Raw genomic sequence first — 19,097 nt, 5'->3', positions numbered from 1 at the left:
GCGAGTCGATAGGGATCATAGCGCAGATCCCGCTCCGTTGGGACCCGTTCATGGATCTGTCCTAAGGCTATCGAGAATTGTCGAAGGGTAGGCGGGGGCCAGGCAGCTAACGGCCTTACCGCTACCTGGCTGTTGGTTGTCAGGACGTCGCGTCCAGTTTATCCATTGCTTTCCTGAGCACCTTCACTGATTCTGAATGCTTGCCCTGGTTGTGCAATGATTGCCCCTGATCCCGGAGAGCCCTGATGCTGGCTTCGGTCTCACTGTCGAGTTGAGCTGACTGAAGCTGTTGGTCGATCTGGCTTATCAGAGAAGGGCACTGGCTGGCCAGTGCGGAACCGGCGAAAAACACCGTGAATAAGAGTGCAGCTAAGTAACGCATAATATTGCCTCCTTTTTTGCACGCCCCGGAGAAATATAGTTTGCCCGGTCGTAGTTTGATGGGGCATTTTCTAGTCGGTTCCCCCGCGTTATCGAGCAAATAGGCATCGCATTATTGAACCTGGTCACACTCTGGCCACCTGGTCCGTGAAATCGGCAGGCAGCCGTGGCAGTGATTTGATGCTGTTCCTATACTCCTTTGTCTACTGTGCGGACGCACCGCAATGACGCCTCCTCCCTGAACCACCTCGTGCATTGTCCTGTGCTTTCGCCCGGTTGGATAACCGGGCCCCGGATGTGGCCCGTCACCCTGTAGTCATTAAATTGAGGGAATAGCATGGAATTGGTTTACAAGAACGAGAAACCGTTGCTCAGGATAGCGGTCGTGTTTTCAGCGATTATCTGGCTGGCGTTGTTTGTCGGGACCTTCGGAATTGTATTGTTGTACCTGCTTCTGGGGTATGTGTTCTTTCTGTTTGCGCATTCCGCATTTATCTCCCACCTGAAAGGTTCGGGGGTGCGGATCAGCCAGGAGCAATATCCGGATCTGTATGAGCGGCTGGTCCGTTGTTGCCAGAAGGTTGGCGTCAAGGAAGTGCCTGAGGCTTACCTGCTGCGTACGGATTTCTTTAACGCACTGGCCACCAAGTTCCTTGGGCGTCACTTTGTCGTACTGTTTACGGATGTGATCGATGCCCTGGAAGATCAGCCCGGTGCAATCGACTTCTACATTGGTCATGAACTTGGCCACATCCATCGTAAGCACCTTTCCTGGCGTGCATTTGTGATGCCAGGCTCGTTGTTGCCGATAGTTGGCCCGGCTTTGCGGCGCGCTGAGGAATACACCTGTGATCGTTACGGCGTTGCCTGTTGCCAGTCCGAGGAGGACATAAAGGCCGCCATTGCCGCGATTGCCGCCGGGGATACTCGCTGGAAGACCATCAATGTGGATGCGTACGTCAGTCAGGTGCAGGCCACCAATGGTTTCTGGATGTCGTTCAATGAGCTGACCGGTGACTATCCGTGGCTGACCAAACGGATGGCGACCGCGGTCGCACTGTCGCAGGGCAGGGAGGTGAAGCATCCACGCCGTAGCCTCTGGGCCTGGACACTGTCGATGTTTGTGCCCCGGGTCGGTGGTGGAGCTGGTGGGGCGGCGTCGCTCCTGGTAACGGTGGCGATTATTGGTGTTCTGGCTGCGGTGGCCATACCTGCCTATCAGCAGTATGAGGAGAAAGCCCGTTACTCCGCAGCCTACTCGGAGGCTCAGGGTGTTCAGGAAAGGGTGACTTCCTACGCGTACGATAATCAGGCCTGGCCGGTGACAATGCAGGAGTTGGGATACCCCGAGCTGGTCCTGGCAAATGAAGAGCAGAACTACTCTATCGACGTTTATGACGACGGTCTGATCGGCGTCGAAATGGGCGTCGATGATTCCGGCGAGTCAGAATACATTGTGCTTGAGCCTTCCGTTGATAGCGGCGAGATCAGCTGGGCGTGCTATGGCCAGAACGTGAACGAGCAGTATTTGCCCGCTGATTGTCAGTAGGTTCAGGCTGTAACCAAAAGGGGCTTTCGGGTCCCTTTCTATTTATTTCATTGTGTTAGGTGTACTTCATAGAATTGACCTGAGCTTCCTCTGGTGTACTAGACTGTAATCAGGACACCGACAGAGGGGAGGACTCGCCATGGCCATTGGTTATGATCCATTCGGTTTTGGAGGTTCCGCGGGTACAGGCGGACCAGATCTTTCAAAGACAATGGCCGGTCTTGCCGAGCCCTTCAGTTCCGTGAATGCCCTGCCTCTCGATAACCTGCTTTCGCGCATCGGTGATGCGCGAGTGGTGCTTCTGGGAGAGGCGTCCCACGGTACCGCAGAATTTTATCTCGCCCGCCAACGTATCACCCGAGCCCTGATCGAGAGGAAGGGGTTTTCCTTCGTGGCCATTGAAGGGGACTGGCCGGACGCGGCGCGGGTGGATCATTACGTCCGTCACGCCGAATACCCGCCCTCGGAATGGGCCGCCTTTTCCCGCTTCCCCACCTGGATGTGGCGCAACGAGGAAGTGCGGGGCTTTGTCGACTGGCTACATGGCTACAACAGCGCACGCCCGGCCCATGAGCGGGTGGCGTTTCATGGTCTCGACCTTTACAGCCTTTATAGCTCTATCCGCGCGGTGCTCGAGTACCTGGAAGAGGTGGATCCGGATCTCGCGATTGATGCCCGGCAGCGCTATGAATGCCTGGCACCGTTCGAGGGTGAGCCGGCAACCTACGCCAAAGCGGCGCTCAATCCGGATTACCAGACCTGCGAAAAGCCTGTCCTCGACATGCTCGACGAGTTACTCAGCCGGCATCGGCGCTATGCGGAGCACGATTCCGACCGGTTTCTGGATGCGATCCAGAATGCTCGGCTGGTGGCGGATGCCGAGGAGTATTACCGCACCATGTATTACGGCTCCCACAGCGCGTGGAATCTGCGGGATACCCACATGTTCGAGACCCTGGAGTCGCTGCTTAAACACTACGGAGACGGCAGCAAGGCGGTGGTCTGGGCCCATAACAGCCATGTAGGCGATTCCGATGCGACGGACATGAGCCGGCGGGGAGAGTTCAATATCGGCCGGCTTTGCCGGGCCCGGTTTGGCAAGGAACTCTATACCATCGGGTTCGGCACCGATCATGGCACGGTGGCGGCGGCGTCAAACTGGGATGCGCCGATGGAAATCAAGCAGGTCAGGCCGTCGCTGGAGGGCAGTTTCGAGCGGTTATGCCATCAGACCGAACTCCCTGGATTTCTGCTCCCGTTTAAAAAGGCGCAGGGCAGAGTGCTTGAGGCGTTGTCGGAGCGGTTTCTGGAACGGGCAATCGGTGTGATCTATCGGCCTGAAACGGAGCGGCAGAGCCATTATTTCCGGGCCTGCCTGCCTGAGCAGTTCGATGAGTATGTCTGGCTGGACGAGACCCGGGCGATCACGCCGTTTGCCACAGGCGTATTGCCGGGGGTTCCGGATACCTATCCATTCGGGTTGTAGGTGATGAATGTGTGCATAAAAAAAGAGGCCGCTGAAATCAGCGGCCTCTCTCGTTCCGGCTGGCAAGTCTCTGAAAGACTTACTTTTTCGGATAGTCCCGCTTGTCGGAGCCGGTGTAAAGTTGGCGCGGACGGCCGATGCGGTAGTTGCCACTGACCATTTCGTTCCAGTGGGAGAACCAGCCGATGGTGCGTGCCATGGCAAAGATTACGGTGAACATGGAGGTCGGGATACCGATGGCCTTCAGGATGATGCCGGAGTAGAAGTCGACGTTCGGGTACAGCTTGCGCTCCACGAAGTACTCGTCTTCCAGGGCGATCTTTTCCAGGCGCTGGGCGATCTTGAGCAGCGGATCGTTTTCCAGACCCAGTTCCTTCAGAACTTCGTGCGCAGTCTCGCGCATCACCTTGGCGCGCGGGTCGAAGTTCTTGTAAACGCGGTGACCGAAGCCCATCAGGCGGAACGGGTCGTCTTTGTCCTTGGCCTTCTCGATGAACTTCTCAATGTTGGCTTCGTCGCCGATCTCGGCCAGCATATCCAGTACCGCCTCGTTGGCGCCACCGTGAGCCGGGCCCCAAAGGGCGGCAATGCCGGAAGCGATACAGGCGTACGGGTTGGCGCCGGTGGAGCCGGCCAGACGCACGGTAGAAGTAGATGCGTTCTGCTCGTGGTCCGCGTGCAGGATGAAGATCTTGTCCATGGCCTTGGCCAGAACCGGGTTTGGCTTGTATTCCTCGCAGGGAACGCCGAACATCATCTGCAGGAAGTTTTCGGAGTAGGACAGGTCGTTCCGCGGGTACATGAACGGCTGGCCCAGGCTGTACTTGTAACACCAGGCGGCGATGGTCGGCATCTTGGCGATCAGGCGGTGCGCGGTGATCTGGCGCTGGGTCTCGTCGGTTACGTCCATCTGGTCATGGTAGAACGCCGACAGCGCGCCCACTACGCCGCACATGATGGCCATCGGATGCGCGTCACGGCGGAAGCCGTTGAAGAAGTTGCGCATCTGGTCGTGCAGCATGGTGTGGTTCTTGATAGTGTCGTGGAAGCGCTTGTTCTCTTCCTCGGACGGCAGTTCGCCGTTCAGCAGCAGATAGCAGACTTCCAGGTAGTCGGAATGCTCGGCAAGCTGGTCAATAGGGTAGCCGCGGTGCAGGAGAACCCCGTTGGCGCCGTCAATGTAGGTGATGGCTGATTCGCAGGCCGCTGTGGAAACAAATCCCGGGTCGTAGGTAAAAACGCCTTCCTGGACCAGGCCTCGTACGTCGATAACGTCAGGGCCGACGGTGCCGGAATAAACCGGTAGCTCAATGGACTTGTCCCCCACCGAGAGCGTGGCTTTCCTGTCGGTCATGGTGCTCTCCTATTTATCAGCTTTGGAAGCTTTATCTGCATGTGTCGATGCGCTAGAAGGCGCGTATTATCGCAAAACTGGCGGCAAAATATAGGGCGTCAGCTTTTTTTGTCAATGGAGGGTGCCGTAAAAAGATCGAATTCCCCATTGATGTAAATCAGGGAAATCCCGCACAGAGCCTGATGCAATGCAGAAACGGATTTGTCAATAATCCTTATAGATGGCTTAGCCCCCGTAAATACAGGCTGGGGAGCGGGCTGCGCGTTTGTAATTGTAAGGGTCACTCCTTATAATCCGTAGCCCGGAATCGGGGATGCACTTTCACGCGAGCTGCAGCATAGCAAGCTATCTGGATGGCATCCGCCCTCCTGAACCAATCGGTTATCGGTAGCGTATCGATCGGCCGAACCTTACATACCAACCATCCGTACGTCGGCTCGCCGGCTTCGCGGAACCAAGAGAGAGTGTGAGAGCGCTGTGAATAGCAAACGACCAGTAAATCTCGATCTCGGCAAGTTTCATTTTCCGCTGCCAGCCATTACGTCCATATTGCACCGTATCAGCGGCATCATCATTTTTGTTGGTGTTGCGTTCCTGCTTTATGGGCTTCAGCTTTCCCTGTCCGGGGAAGAGGGCTTCAGTCGGGTAAGTGAACTGCTGGACAGCTTCCTTGCCAAGCTGATTACCTGGGGCATTTTGTCTGCTCTGCTTTACCACCTGGTTGCGGGTATCAAGCACCTGTTCATGGATATGGGCATCGGTGAAGATCTTGAGAGCGGTCGCCTCGCTGCGAAAGCTACGATCGTGGTTTCCGTCATTCTCATCGTTCTGGCAGGAGTCTGGGTATGGGCATGAACAGCGCAACGAACATTGGTCGTAACGGGATCCAGGACTGGATCATCCAGCGGGTCACCGCTTACGTATTAGCCCTTTATACACTGTTCCTTCTTGGCTTCTTAGTGACCACTGATGTCGATTATCAGTCCTGGTCCGCTCTGTTCGGTCAGGGGTGGTTCAAGATCTTCACTCTGCTGGCGCTGCTGTCCATTGCCGGGCATGCGTGGGTTGGCTTATGGACCGTTTCCACCGACTACATCAAATCCGCGATGCAGCGTTTCCTGTTCCAGGCTGCCTGCGTGCTCGTGATTTTCGTGTATGTGGTGTGGGGCATTCAGATTCTTTGGGGGCTTTAATCGATGGCTAACATCAAGACCATGTCTTTTGACGCGATTGTTGTCGGTGGTGGCGGTGCCGGTATGCGAGCCGCCCTTCAGTTGACTGAATCCGGCGTCAACACTGCGTGTATCACGAAAGTATTTCCGACCCGGTCTCACACCGTGTCCGCCCAGGGCGGTATCACCTGTGCGATCGCAAGTGCCGATCCCAACGATGACTGGCGCTGGCACATGTATGACACCGTCAAGGGCTCCGACTATATCGGTGACCAGGACGCCATCGAGTACATGTGTTCCGTAGGCCCCCAGGCTGTTTTCGAGCTGGAGCACATGGGCCTCCCGTTCTCCCGTACCGAGCAGGGCCGTATCTATCAGCGTCCGTTTGGCGGTCAGTCCAAGGGTCCGGACAACCCCACCCAGGCAGCCCGTACCTGTGCCGCTGCTGACCGTACCGGCCACGCGCTGCTGCATACCCTTTATCAGGCCAACCTGAAAGGCGGTACTACTTTCCTTAATGAGTGGTACGCCGTCGATCTGGTCAAGAATTCCAAAGACGAAGTGGTTGGCGTTGTTGCCATCGAGATCGAGACTGGCGAAGTCTGCTACATCAAGTCCAAGGCCACGGTTCTGGCCACCGGTGGTGCTGGCCGTATCTACGCTTCCACCACCAATGCCATGATCAACACCGGTGACGGTATCGGCATGGCCCTGCGTGCCGGCTTCCCGATGCAGGATATGGAGATGTGGCAGTTCCACCCGACCGGTATCCACGGTGCCGGTACGCTGGTGACCGAAGGTTGTCGGGGTGAGGGTGGTTACCTGATCAACTCCGAGGGTGAGCGTTTCATGGAGCGCTATGCTCCGAATGCGAAGGACCTGGCTGGCCGTGACGTTGTGGCCCGCTCCATGGTTCTGGAAATCCTCGAAGGTCGCGGCTGCGGTCCCGACAAGGATCACGTGCTGCTGAAGCTGGATCACCTGGGTGAAGAGACTCTGAATCTGCGCCTGCCGGGCATCTGTGAGCTGTCCCGCACCTTTGCGCACGTGGATCCGGTGAAAGAGCCGATTCCGGTTGTGCCGACCTGTCACTACATGATGGGTGGTATTCCGACCAACGTTGGTGGCCAGGCTCTGACTCAGGACGAAAACGGCAACGACAAGCCGATCCCGGGTCTGTTTGCCTGTGGCGAGGCTGCCTGTGTGTCCGTACACGGTGCCAACCGTCTGGGTGGCAACTCTCTGCTGGATCTGGTGGTGTTCGGTCGTGCGGCTGGTCTGCACATTGAAGAGCAACTGCGCGGCGGCTTCGAAGTTGACGGCGCTAGCGAAGAAGATATCAAGCGTGCCATGGCTCGTCTGGATCGTCTGAACAGTGCTTCCGAGGGTGAGAGCGTTGCAGAGGTTCGCAAGGATCTTCAGAACTGCATGCAACTGTATTTCGGTGTATTCCGTGATGGCAAGAGCATGGAAGAGGGCTTGAAGAAGCTGGAGGCTATTGGCGAGCGTGTTCGTAACACCAGGCTTGCTGATACCAGTGATGCCTTCAATACCGCTCGCATAGAGGCGCTTGAGTTGGACAATCTTTTTGAGGTTGCTCTGGCGACAGCCATTTCCGCGTTCGAGCGTAAGGAAAGTCGTGGCGCCCACGCCAGGAACGATTTCACCGAGCGTGACGACGAGAACTGGCTGAAGCACTCCATGTACTTCCCTCTGGACAAGCGGGTTGGTAAGCGTGATGTGAACTTTGCGCCGAAGACTGTGCCGATGTTCGAGCCGAAGATCCGGACTTACTAAGGGGAGGATGTAGAGAATGTTGGTAAGCCTGTACCGTTACAATCCCGAGACTGACAACGCCCCCTACATGCAGGACGTTGAGGTGGAGATTCCCGCCGGCAAGGACCTGATGGTTCTTGACGTGCTGAATCTGGTGAAGGAAAAAGATGAAACCATGTCCTACCGTCGTTCCTGCCGCGAGGGTGTGTGCGGCTCCGACGGCATGAACATGAACGGCAAGAACGGCCTGGCCTGTATCACGCCTGTTTCCCAGGTGGTGAAGAATAACAAGCTGGTGCTGCGCCCGCTGCCGGGTCTGCCGGTCATCCGTGACCTGGTGGTCGACATGAGCCTGTTCTACAAGCAGTACGAAAAGGTCATGCCGTACCTCATCAACGACAAGCCGGCGCCTGCGATCGAGCGTCTGCAGTCTCCTGAAGACCGGGAGAAGCTGGACGGCCTGTACGAGTGTATTCTCTGTGCCTGCTGTTCCACTTCCTGTCCGTCCTTCTGGTGGAACCCGGACAAGTTCATCGGCCCGGCCGGCCTGCTGCAGGCCTACCGGTTCCTGGCGGACAGCCGCGATACCGCCCAGGCGGAGCGCCTGGCTGACCTGGACGATCCGTTCAGTGTGTTCCGCTGCCGGGGCATCATGAACTGCGTCAGTGTCTGCCCGAAAGGCCTGAACCCCACAAGGGCTATCGGCCACATCCGGAACCTCCTGCTGCAACGGGCAACCTGATCAGCAGGTTCCGACACAGACGCTATACTGTTCTGACCAGGTTAGCACCCCGAAGGCCTCGCTATACGCGGGGCCTTCAACCAAAGGCTTATGGTCAAAAGTCTTAGCCGGGTGCACACTACGCATGCCGTGACGATAACTTAAAAGGTTTTTCGCGGCTTGCCGAGTATAAAAACCACTGGGGAATGGAAAACATCCGTGTCGCGTGTGGTGGTCAAAGTCATGCCGTAGATACCCGTATTGACTGAGTTTTACCCCTGACCGACCATACCGGCTCCCCGCACCAGCCCAAGGTGAGCTATTCAAGATGCACGAAAGCATAATGGAGCAGTTGTGGCAGACTTCCCACCTGCAGGGTGGAAATCTTGCCTACGTTGAACAGCTTTTCGAAACCTACCTGACAGACCCCAACGCCGTTCCCGAAGAGTGGCGAAGCTACTTTGACAAGCTTCCCAGCGTTGACGGCTACCACGGCCGCGATATCGTCCACTCTTCCATCCGCGAACAGTTCGAGCATATTTCCCGAAACCAGCGTTTCCTGGCCACCGGCGGCGTTCCCGCCAGCGCCACATCTGACGCGGACAAGAAGCAGATCCGCGTACTCCAGATGATCAACGCTTTCCGTTTCCGCGGCCACCAGGAAGCGAAGCTCGATCCTCTCGGCGTTTGGCAGCGTCCCCAGGTAGAAGACCTGGATCCCCGGTTCCATGAACTTGGCGAATCCGACCTCGATCTCGAATTTCAGACTGGTTCCCTGAATTTCGGTTCCGAGACCATGAGGCTCTCGGATATCGTGGACGGGCTGCGCAAGACCTATTGCGAAAGTATCGGCGCGGAATATATGCACGTCGTCGATACCCGGGTGAAGCGTTGGTTCCAGCAGCGTATGGAGCCGGTTCGCTCACGACCGGAATACGAAGTAACCACGCGCAAGCATATCCTCGAGCGCCTGACCGCGGCTGAAGGGCTCGAGAAGTACCTGGGTTCCCGTTACCCCGGCGTCAAGCGTTTCGGCCTGGAAGGCGGTGAGAGCCTGATTCCCTGTCTGGATGAGCTGATCCAGCGCGCGGGCTCCTACGGTGCAAAAGAAATCGTTCTTGGCATGGCCCACCGTGGCCGTTTGAACGTTCTGGTGAACACACTCGGCAAAAACCCGAAAGAACTCTTCGACGAGTTCGAGGGCAAGAAACTGGCGGACTCCGGCTCCGGTGACGTCAAGTATCACCAGGGCTTCTCTTCCAACGTCATGACTCCCGGTGGCGAAGTGCACCTGGCGATGGCGTTCAACCCGTCTCACCTTGAAATCGTGTCTCCGGTGGTTGAAGGTTCGGTGCGTGCACGCCAGACCCGTCGTGGCGATACCGATGGCACTCAGGTCGTGCCTATTGTGATGCACGGCGATGCTGCCTTTGCCGGCCAGGGCGTGGTGATGGAAACCTTCCAGATGTCCCAGACCCGGGGCTATGGCGTTGGCGGTACCATCCATATCGTCATCAACAACCAGGTTGGTTTTACCACCAGCAAGCAGGAAGACGCCCGCTCCACTGAGTACTGTACCGATGTGGCCAAGATGGTCCAGGCGCCGATCCTGCACGTGAACGCGGACGATCCCGAAGCGGTCATGTTCGCCACCCAGATGGCCATGGACTATCGCAACGAATTCAAGGGCGATGTGGTCATCGATCTGGTGTGCTACCGTCGTCGCGGCCACAACGAGGCCGACGAGCCGGCTGCGACCCAGCCGCTCATGTATGAAAAGATCCGCAAACTGAAGACCACCCGCGCCCTGTATGCAGAACAGTTGGTCGAGGCGGGTGTTATCTCCGAAGACGAAGCCAAGCAGATGGAGACTGAATACCGTGACGCCCTGGATAATGGCGAGCACGTTGTTAAGTCTCTGGTCAAGGAGCCCAACACGGAGCTGTACGTTGACTGGACGCCGTACCTGGGGCACGAGTGGACAGCCAAGTGCAAGACCAGCGTCAACCTGAAGACGATCCAGAAGCTGGGCAAGCAACTGACCTCCCTGCCGGAAGGTTTCAGTGTCCAGCGCCAGGTGTCCAAGATCGTCAATGATCGCGAGAAGATGACGGCGGGCGCTCTGGCCCTGAACTGGGGCTACGGCGAGATGATGGCATACGCCACACTGCTGAACGAAGGGCATCCGATCCGTCTTACCGGTCAGGATATTGGCCGGGGTACATTCTCCCACCGTCATGCAGTTCTGCATAACCAGAAGGATGGCTCCACCCACATTTCCCTGCAGAAGCTGTCCGACGACCAGCCACAATTCGAGATCTATGACTCGCTGCTGTCCGAAGAAGCGGTCATGGCGTTCGAGTATGGTTACTCTACCACCACCCCGAACGCGCTCATTGTCTGGGAAGCCCAGTTTGGTGACTTCGCCAACGGTGCCCAGGTGGTGATCGACCAGTTCCTGACCAGTGGCGAGCACAAGTGGGGCCGTCTGTGTGGCCTGACGCTGCTGCTGCCGCACGGTTACGAAGGGCAGGGGCCGGAACACAGCTCCGCTCGCCTGGAGCGCTTCCTGCAGCTGTGTGCGGAGCACAACATCCAGGTGTGCGTTCCGACCACGCCGTCCCAGGTCTTCCACATGCTGCGCCGTCAGGTGAAGCGCCCTCTGCGCAAGCCGCTGGTGGCCATCACTCCGAAGAGTCTGCTGCGCCACAAGGAAGCGACCTCCGGCCTGGATGATCTGACCTCAGGTACGTTCCAGACGGTTCTGCCCGAGAAGGAGCCTTCCGATCCGAAGAAGGTCACCCGTCTGATCATGTGCAGCGGTAAGGTCTACTTTGATCTTCTGGAGAAGAAAAAGGCGGACGAACGCGACGACGTTGCGATCGTCCGGATCGAGCAGCTGTATCCGTTCCCGGGGGATGACCTGGACGAGCTGCTGAGCCAGTACACCAAACTCAAGCACGTGGTCTGGTGTCAGGAAGAGCCGATGAACCAGGGTGCCTGGTACTGCAGCCAGCATCACATGCGTAATGCCCTGCAGCGCCTGAACCCCAAGCTGTACCTTCAGTATGCCGGTCGTGATGCCTCGGCTGCTCCAGCCTGTGGACATATGTCTGTTCACATTGAAGAGCAGAAGAAACTGGTCAACGACGCGTTTGAAATCTGACGAGCTACCGAACTAAGGATTTGTAATGTCAACTGAGATTAAAGCCCCCGTTTTCCCGGAGTCGGTCGCAGAGGGTACCGTCGCGACCTGGCACAAGCAGCCCGGCGAAGCCTGTTCCCGCGACGAGCTGATCGTCGATATCGAAACCGACAAGGTTGTCCTCGAAGTGGTTGCACCGGCTGACGGTGTGATCGAGGAAATCGTCAAGAATGAAGGCGATACCGTTGAAAGCGGCGAAGTGATCGGCAAATTCAAGGAAGGCGCAGCGGGTGAGTCCAAACCCGCCGAAAGCAAGCCGGAAGCCAAAGAGGAAGCTCCGAAGGAAGAGGCCAAGTCAGACGCCGCTTCCGGCGAAGCTATCCTGAGCCCGGCCGCTCGCAAGCTGGCCGAGGAAAACGATGTCGACCCGAACGCCGTCAAGGGCACCGGCAAAGATGGCCGTGTCACCAAGGAAGACGTTCAGGCTCACATCGACAGCAGCAAGGCCTCCGGTGGTGCCGCCAAGCCGGCCGCTGCCGCCGGCATGCCGGAAGTCAGCGTGGCCCAGGGCGAGCGCCCGGAGAAGCGGGTTCCGATGACCCGTCTGCGTGCCAGCATCGCCAAGCGTCTGGTCGAGGCTCAGCAGACCGCGGCCATGCTGACCACCTTCAACGAAGTTAACATGAAGCCGATCATGGAGCTGCGTAAGCAGTACCAGGACAGCTTCGTGAAGCGCCACGGTATCAAGCTGGGCTTCATGTCCTTCTTCACCAAGGCGGCAACCGAAGCCCTGAAGCGTTTCCCGGCGGTTAATGCGTCCATCGACGGCAACGATATGGTTTATCATGGCTACCAGGATATCGGTGTCGCGGTATCCACCGATCGTGGTCTGGTGGTTCCGGTTCTGCGCGATTCCGACGCCATGGGTCTGGCCGACATCGAGAAGAAGATTGTCGAGTACGGTACCAAGGCCAAAGAAGGCAAGCTGGGCATCGACGAGATGACCGGCGGTACCTTCACCATCACCAACGGCGGTATCTTCGGCTCGTTGATCTCCACGCCTATCCTGAACCCGCCGCAGACCGCAATCCTGGGCATGCACAAGATCCAGGAGCGCCCGATGGCGGTGAACGGTCAGGTTGAAATCCTGCCGATGATGTACCTGGCGCTGTCATACGATCACCGTATGATCGATGGTAAGGAAGCAGTGCAGTTCCTCGTAGCCATCAAGGAAATGCTTGAAGACCCGGCACGTATTCTGCTGGACGTGTGAACTGACACTTAACGAATCAGAGAACGGGATAAATTATGTCTGATAAGTACGACGTCATTGTCATCGGTGCCGGCCCCGGCGGTTACGTGGCCGCTATCAAAGCCGCTCAGCTCGGCCTGAAAACCGCTTGTGTCGAGTCCTGGACGTCCAAAGACGGCAAGAGCCAGGTACTTGGCGGTACCTGCCTGAACGTGGGCTGTATTCCGTCCAAGGCCCTGCTGGAGATTTCTCACAAGTACGAGGAAGCCAGCCACGACTACGAGATGCAGGGCATCATGGCGAAAGAAGTGTCCATGGACATCGCCAAGATGATGGAGCGCAAGTCCGGCATCGTGCAGCAGCTGACCGGTGGTATTGCCGGTCTGTTCAAGTCCAACGGTGTAACCCCCATCCACGGCCACGGCAAGCTGTTGGCCGGTCGCAAGGTGGAAGTGACCGACAAGGACGGCAAGACCAAGACTTACGAAGCCGACAACGTAATCCTCGCCACCGGCTCCAAGCCGATCGAGATTCCGCCGGCTCCGTTCGACGGTGAGTACATCGTCGATTCCGAGGGCGCGCTGGAGTTCAGGGAAGTGCCCAAGCGTCTGGGCGTTATCGGTGCCGGTGTCATCGGCCTCGAGCTGGGCAGTGTCTGGGCCCGTCTGGGTTCCGAAGTCACTGTTCTGGAAGCCCAGGACACCTTCCTGCCGGCGGTTGACCAGCAGGTCGCGAAGGACGCCCTGAAGCAGTTCAAGAAGCAGGGCCTGAATATCGTCATGGGTGCACGGATGACCGGCGCTGAAGTCAAGCGCAAGCTGATCAACGTCACCTATGAAGACTCCAAGGGCAAGCAGGAAGCCAAGTTCGACAAGCTGATCGTTGCGGTTGGCCGTCGTCCTTACACCGACAACCTGCTGGCCGAAGACGCCGGTGTCCAGATGGACGAGCGCGGTTTCATCTTCGTGGATGACAACTGCAAGACCGAAGCACCGGGTGTATGGGCAATCGGTGACGTGGTTCGCGGTCCGATGCTGGCCCACAAGGCGTCTGAAGAGGGCGTGATGGTTGCCGAGCGCATTGCCGAGCACAAGCCGCAGGTCAATTACGACTGCATTCCGAACGTGATTTACACCGCGCCGGAAGTGGCCTGGGTAGGCAAGACCGAAGAGCAGCTGAAGGCTGAGGGTGAAGAGTACAACGTCGGTACCTTCCCGTTCGCTGCCAACGGTCGCGCCATGGCAGCCAATGCAGCCAGTGGTCTGGTCAAGATCATTGCTGATGCCAAGACTGACCGCATCCTCGGTTTCCACGTGGTAGGCCCCCAGGCCTCCGAAATCGTGGCCCAGGGTGTGATTGCGATGGAGTTTGGTTCCAGCGCGGAAGATCTGGCCCTGACCTGTTTCGCGCACCCGACTCTGTCCGAGTCTGTGCACGAGGCGGCTCTGGCTGTTGCCGGCGGCGCGATCCATATCGCGAACCGTCGCAAGAAGAAGTAACGCAAACCAGGAATTCTTTAATTCGGGACATTTACTATGAATTTGCATGAATATCAGGGCAAGCAGCTGTTTGCTGAGTACGGCCTGCCCGTATCCAAGGGTATTGCCTGCGATACTCCCAAGGAAGCCGTAGCAGCGGCAGACGAAATCGGCGGTGACGGCTGGGTAGTCAAGGCCCAGGTTCACGCGGGTGGCCGTGGTAAGGCCGGCGGTGTAAAGCTGGTCAAGAGCAAAGAAGAAATCCGTGAGTTTGCCGAGAAGTGGCTGGGCAAGAACCTGGTTACCTACCAGACCGACGAGAACGGTCAGCCGGTCAGCAAGATCCTGGTTGAATCCCTGACCGACATCGAGGAAGAGCTGTACCTGGGCGCCGTGGTTGACCGTGGCACCCGTCGTATCGTCTTCATGGCATCCACCGAAGGTGGTGTGGAGATCGAGAAGGTTGCCGAAGAGACTCCGGAAAAGATCCTGAAGGCCGAGATCGACCCGCTGGTTGGCGCGCAGCCGTACCAGGGCCGTGAACTGGCGTTCAAGCTGGGCCTGGAAGGCAAGCAGATCGGTCAGTTCACCAAGATCTTCCTGGGTCTGGCCAAGCTGTTCGAAGAAGCCGACCTGGCACTGGTCGAGATCAACCCGCTGGTTATCACTCCGGCCGGTGACCTGCACTGCCTGGACGCCAAGGTTGGTGTGGACGGCAACGCCCTGTACCGCCAGAAGAAAATCCACGAGATGCACGATCCTTCCCAGGAAGATTCCCGTGAAGCGGAAGCGGCCAAGTGGGAACTGAACTACGTGGCGCTGGAAGGCAACATCGGCTGTATGGTTAACGGTGCCGGTCTGGCCATGGGCACCATGGACATCATCAAGCTGTCCGGCGGCCAGCCTGCCAACTTCCTGGACGTAGGCGGCGGCGCGACCAAAGAGCGTGTTTCCGAAGCGTTCAAGATCATCCTGTCTGACGACGCGGTTCAGGCCGTTCTGGTTAACATCTTCGGTGGTATTGTTCGCTGCGACATGATTGCAGAGGGCATCATCGGCGCTGTAAAGGAAGTCGGTGTAAAAGTTCCTGTGGTTGTTCGCCTTGAAGGTAATAACGCCGAGCTGGGCACCAAGGTACTGGCCGAGAGTGGCCTGAACATCATTGCCGCCACCAGCCTGGCGGATGCTGCAGAGCAAGTCGTTAAAGCCGCAGGGGGTAAGTAATGAGCATCCTGATCAACAAAGACACCAAGGTTATCTGCCAGGGCTTTACCGGCTCCCAGGGTACCTTCCACTCCGAGCAGGCCATTGCCTATGGCACCAAGATGGTTGGCGGTGTAAGCCCCGGTAAGGGCGGCACCGAGCATCTGGGCCTGCCGGTATTCAACACTGTTCGTGACGCTGTTGAAGCGACTGGCGCGGAAGCCACCGTGATCTATGTGCCGGCTCCGTTCTGTAAGGACGCCATCATCGAAGCGGCAGACGCCGGCATCCAGCTGATCGTCTGCATCACCGAAGGCATCCCGACCATCGACATGCTGTACGCCAAAGAATACGTTGATCGTAAAGGCGTTCGCATGATCGGTCCGAACTGCCCGGGCGTGATTACTCCGGACGAGTGCAAGATCGGCATCATGCCGGGCCACATCCACAAGAAGGGTAAGGTCGGCATCGTATCCCGCTCCGGTACCCTGACTTACGAAGCGGTCAAGCAGACCACTGACTTCGGCTACGGCCAGTCCACCTGTGTCGGCATCGGTGGTGACCCGATCCCGGGTTCCAACTTCATCGATATCCTGAAGCTGCTGCAGGAAGACCCGGAAACCGAGGCCATCGTCATGATCGGTGAGATCGGCGGTACTGCCGAGGAAGAAGCGGCTGCGTTCATCAAGGAGAACGTAACCAAGCCGGTTGTTTCCTACATCGCGGGTGTGACTGCGCCTCCGGGCAAGCGTATGGGTCACGCCGGTGCTATCATCTCCGGTGGTAAGGGTACTGCAGACGAGAAGTTTGCTGCCCTGAACGACGCCGGTGTAAAAACCGTGCGCAGCCTGGCCGAAATCGGCAAGGCCCTGAAGGAAGTGACTGGCTGGTAAGCCTTTCCTCCTGAAGGAAAAACCCCCGGCACCAGACGGTGTCCGGGGGTTTTTTGTTTTTTGGCCTGTATCCTTAACGGCGAGGGGCTATCAGACTATAATGCTCGGTCAGCCTCTTTTGCCGGGGCGCACTATTCGCAACAGAAGGAGTTCGTGCTTTGAGTTCTGTAGATTCCCAGCAACGGGTTTTGTCGGGCATGCGTCCGACCGGAAAGCTTCACCTTGGTCACTACCACGGTGTGCTGAAAAACTGGGTCAAACTCCAGCACGAGTATGAGTGCTTCTTCTTCATCGCCGACTGGCATGCCCTGACCACCCAGTACGACGATCCTTCCGGCATTGAGCAGAGTGTCTGGGACATGGTGATCGACTGGCTGGCCGCCGGTGTTAACCCGGGGTCCTCCACCATGTTTATCCAGTCCCAGGTGCCCGAGCACGCGGAACTGCACCTGTTGCTGTCCATGATCACGCCTCTGGGCTGGCTCGAGCGTATTCCCACCTTCAAGGACCAGCAGGAGAAACTGCGGGAGAAGGACCTGGCCACTTATGGCTTCCTCGGTTACCCGCTGCTGCAAAGCGCCGATATCCTGATCTACCGGGCCGGCAAGGTGCCGGTGGGTGCCGACCAGGTCTCCCACGTGGAGATCACCCGCGAGATCGCCCGCCGATTCAACCATATCTATGGCCGGGAGCCGGGCTTCGAGGAGCAGGCGGAAGGCGCCATCGTCAAGATGGGCAAGAAGAACGCCAAGCTGTACCGGAACCTGAAGAAACGGTACCAGGAAGAGGGCGATCTCGAGGCCCTGGAAACTGCCCGGGCATTGCTGAAAGAGCAGCAGAATATCTCCCTGGGTGACCGGGAGCGTTTGTACGGTTACATCGAAGGTGGCGGCAAGGTCATCCTGCCGGAGCCCCAGCCGTTGCTGACCCCCGAATCCAAGATGCCGGGACTGGACGGCCAGAAGATGTCCAAGTCCTACAACAACTACATCGGCCTGCGTGAGGAGCCGGATGCGGTCGCTGACAAGATCCGCACCATGCAGACCGATCCCCAGCGGGTACGCCGCACCGATCCGGGTGAGCCGGAAAAGTGTCCGGTCTGGGCACTGCACAAGATCTACTCCGATGCCGACACCCAGGAGTGGGTGCAGACCGGATGCCGCAGTGCCGGTATCGGCTGCCTCGACTGCAAGAAGCCGCTGATCGACGCCATTGTCGAAGAGCAGCGCCCGCTGCACGAACGGGCCCGGGAATACGAGAACAACCCGGACCTGGTGCATTCCATCCTGCAGGAAGGTCGCGAGCATGCCCGGGATGCGGCCCGTGATACGCTGGAGGAAGTGCGGGCAGCCATGGGGCTGCATTACCGCTAACGATCAGCCGCTGACCGGATCCCGGTCAGTGTCATCCGAGGGAAGGCTATGACGGACGATACCAGCACCACGGTAGCGGAAGCAGAACAGGCGCCTGATGAACAGACGCCGCTGGCACTGGTTTCCGGCAAGCCCGTCGTTGACCTTCCCAAGGACCTTTACATTCCACCCGATGCCCTGGCGGTGTTTCTGGAGGCCTTTGAAGGCCCGCTGGACCTGCTGTTGTATCTGATCCGTCGCCAGAACATGAATATCCTCGATATTGATGTCAGCGAGATCACCCGGCAGTACATGGACTACATCGGGGCCGTGGAGGCGATGCGCTTCGAGCTGGCCGCGGAGTACCTGGTGATGGCCGCCACTCTGGCTGAAATCAAGTCCCGGATGTTGTTGCCGCGCCAGGAGTCCGAGGATGAAGAGGAAGTGGATCCCAGGGCGGAACTGATACGCCGGCTGCAGCAGTATGAGCGCTTCAAGCAGGCGGCCGAGGATATCGACGAGTTGCCCCGGATGGAGCGTGATACGTTCGGCGCGTCCGCAGCGTTGCCGAAGCTGCCGTCCAGTCAGCCGCATCCCGATGTGGATATCCGGGAGCTGTTGCTGGCCATGCAGGGGGTGCTCAAGCGTGCGGATCTGTTTACCAGCCATCACGTTGAGAAGGAAATCCTGTCCACCCGTGAGCGGATGTCACACATCCTTTCGGTGCTTCAGGACGACCGGTTCGTGTCCTTTGAAAGCCTGTTTACCCCTGAAGAAGGTCGGCTGGGCGTGGTGGTAACCTTCCTGGCCACACTGGAGCTGGTCAAGGAACAGTTGATCGAGGTGGTTCAGGGCGCAACGCTCGGGCCGATTCACGTCCGGGCCCGTGCGGCGAGCTGAGTGCCATCAAGTCCAGAAACCCCAAGACACCGGATTCTGATCATGAATGAAGAACACCTGCTAAGGATTCAGGCCATTGCCGAGGCAGCCCTGCTGGCAGCGGGCAAGCCGCTTTCACTGGAACAGCTCCGGGAACTGTTCACCGAAGACGAACGGCCGGCCAGGCAGGTGATGGAGCATGTCATGGTTCAGCTGGAGGCGGCATGCGAGGGCAGGGGCTTTGAGCTGAAAAAAGTGGCCAGCGGTTACCGTTTGCAGGTTCGGGAAGAGTACGCACCCTGGGTCGGACGCCTGTTCGAGGAAAAACCGCAGCGCTACTCCCGGGCATTGCTGGAGACCCTTGCCCTGATCGCCTACCGGCAGCCGATTACCCGGGGGGAAATCGAGGATATCCGTGGTGTTACGGTAAGCAGCAATATCATTCGCACCCTGCTT

At 58.0% G+C, this 19,097-nt stretch carries 16 protein-coding genes; 14 read left to right on the top strand and 2 right to left on the bottom strand.

Translation table 11 applies throughout. The annotated features are described in order from the left end of the window. Nucleotides 1-139: 139 nt before the first annotated feature. Nucleotides 140-382 (bottom strand): hypothetical protein, encoded by a 243-nt coding sequence (locus tag ACESMW_RS07155; protein WP_372986367.1) that lies wholly within the window; start codon nucleotides 380-382, stop codon nucleotides 140-142. A 336-nt stretch (nucleotides 383-718) separates the two neighbouring features. Between ACESMW_RS07155 and ACESMW_RS07150 the strand changes: the two genes are divergently transcribed. Together ACESMW_RS07150 and ACESMW_RS07145 are read left to right on the top strand one after the other, a co-directional pair. Then, the gene (locus ACESMW_RS07150) at nucleotides 719-1,930 is read left to right on the top strand and encodes a pilin (RefSeq protein WP_372986366.1); all 1,212 of its coding nucleotides are present in this window, start codon (nucleotides 719-721) and stop codon (nucleotides 1,928-1,930) included. 211 nt (nucleotides 1,931-2,141) lie between these two features. Next, nucleotides 2,142-3,416, top strand: a complete 1,275-nt coding sequence (locus ACESMW_RS07145; RefSeq protein WP_372986365.1) for an erythromycin esterase family protein — start codon at nucleotides 2,142-2,144, stop codon at nucleotides 3,414-3,416. A gap of 79 nt (nucleotides 3,417-3,495) precedes the next feature. Here ACESMW_RS07145 and gltA read toward each other — a convergent pair whose 3' ends face one another. After that, a complete protein-coding gene (gltA, locus tag ACESMW_RS07140; RefSeq protein WP_372986364.1) occupies nucleotides 3,496-4,770 on the bottom strand; it encodes a citrate synthase in 1,275 nt (424 codons plus the stop codon). A 477-nt stretch (nucleotides 4,771-5,247) separates the two neighbouring features. Here gltA and sdhC point away from each other — a divergent pair, with 477 nt between their 5' ends. The 12 genes from sdhC to scpB form a co-directional block, all read left to right on the top strand. Beyond that, entirely contained in the window at nucleotides 5,248-5,625 is a 378-nt protein-coding gene (gene sdhC / locus ACESMW_RS07135; protein WP_092002432.1) for a succinate dehydrogenase, cytochrome b556 subunit, read from the top strand. Beyond that, nucleotides 5,622-5,963 carry a succinate dehydrogenase, hydrophobic membrane anchor protein gene (gene sdhD / locus ACESMW_RS07130; protein WP_372986397.1) on the top strand — a complete coding sequence of 114 codons (342 nt, stop codon included), beginning with the start codon at nucleotides 5,622-5,624 and terminating at the stop codon, nucleotides 5,961-5,963. The genes sdhC and sdhD overlap by 4 nt, the downstream gene beginning before the upstream one ends. A gap of 3 nt (nucleotides 5,964-5,966) precedes the next feature. Then, nucleotides 5,967-7,739, top strand: coding sequence for a succinate dehydrogenase flavoprotein subunit (gene sdhA / locus ACESMW_RS07125; protein WP_372986363.1), 1,773 nt, complete (start codon nucleotides 5,967-5,969; stop codon nucleotides 7,737-7,739). Between the two features lie 16 nt (nucleotides 7,740-7,755). Then, nucleotides 7,756-8,460 carry a succinate dehydrogenase iron-sulfur subunit gene (locus ACESMW_RS07120; protein WP_372986362.1) on the top strand — a complete coding sequence of 235 codons (705 nt, stop codon included), beginning with the start codon at nucleotides 7,756-7,758 and terminating at the stop codon, nucleotides 8,458-8,460. 307 nt (nucleotides 8,461-8,767) lie between these two features. Then, nucleotides 8,768-11,605 carry a 2-oxoglutarate dehydrogenase E1 component gene (locus tag ACESMW_RS07115; RefSeq protein ID WP_372986361.1) on the top strand — a complete coding sequence of 946 codons (2,838 nt, stop codon included), beginning with the start codon at nucleotides 8,768-8,770 and terminating at the stop codon, nucleotides 11,603-11,605. Nucleotides 11,606-11,630: 25 nt separating this feature from the next. Then, complete coding sequence (gene odhB, locus ACESMW_RS07110; RefSeq protein WP_372986360.1) at nucleotides 11,631-12,857, top strand: 2-oxoglutarate dehydrogenase complex dihydrolipoyllysine-residue succinyltransferase; 1,227 nt, start codon at nucleotides 11,631-11,633, stop codon at nucleotides 12,855-12,857. A 35-nt stretch (nucleotides 12,858-12,892) separates the two neighbouring features. Continuing rightward, nucleotides 12,893-14,335 carry a dihydrolipoyl dehydrogenase gene (lpdA, locus tag ACESMW_RS07105; protein ID WP_372986359.1) on the top strand — a complete coding sequence of 481 codons (1,443 nt, stop codon included), beginning with the start codon at nucleotides 12,893-12,895 and terminating at the stop codon, nucleotides 14,333-14,335. A gap of 36 nt (nucleotides 14,336-14,371) precedes the next feature. Then, nucleotides 14,372-15,538, top strand: coding sequence for an ADP-forming succinate--CoA ligase subunit beta (sucC, locus tag ACESMW_RS07100; RefSeq protein WP_092002413.1), 1,167 nt, complete (start codon nucleotides 14,372-14,374; stop codon nucleotides 15,536-15,538). Further along, nucleotides 15,538-16,410: a succinate--CoA ligase subunit alpha gene (gene sucD, locus ACESMW_RS07095; protein WP_092002410.1), complete on the top strand. Its 873-nt coding sequence runs from the start codon at nucleotides 15,538-15,540 to the stop codon at nucleotides 16,408-16,410. Before sucC ends, sucD begins: the two co-directional genes overlap by 1 nt. Nucleotides 16,411-16,568: 158 nt before the next feature. Next, the gene (locus ACESMW_RS07090) at nucleotides 16,569-17,783 is read left to right on the top strand and encodes a tryptophan--tRNA ligase (protein WP_113862924.1); all 1,215 of its coding nucleotides are present in this window, start codon (nucleotides 16,569-16,571) and stop codon (nucleotides 17,781-17,783) included. A gap of 48 nt (nucleotides 17,784-17,831) precedes the next feature. Then, nucleotides 17,832-18,662, top strand: coding sequence for a segregation and condensation protein A (locus ACESMW_RS07085; protein ID WP_372986358.1), 831 nt, complete (start codon nucleotides 17,832-17,834; stop codon nucleotides 18,660-18,662). Nucleotides 18,663-18,704: 42 nt separating this feature from the next. Continuing rightward, nucleotides 18,705-19,097 (top strand): SMC-Scp complex subunit ScpB (scpB, locus tag ACESMW_RS07080; protein WP_372986357.1); only part of this gene is annotated, 393 nt, incomplete at its 3' end.

The sequence above is a fragment of the Marinobacter sp. genome (assembly GCF_041690455.1).
GTDB lineage: Bacteria > Pseudomonadota > Gammaproteobacteria > Pseudomonadales > Oleiphilaceae > Marinobacter.
The sequence above is the reverse complement of the archived record's forward strand: the minus strand, read 5'-3'. Positions and strand labels throughout refer to the sequence as shown.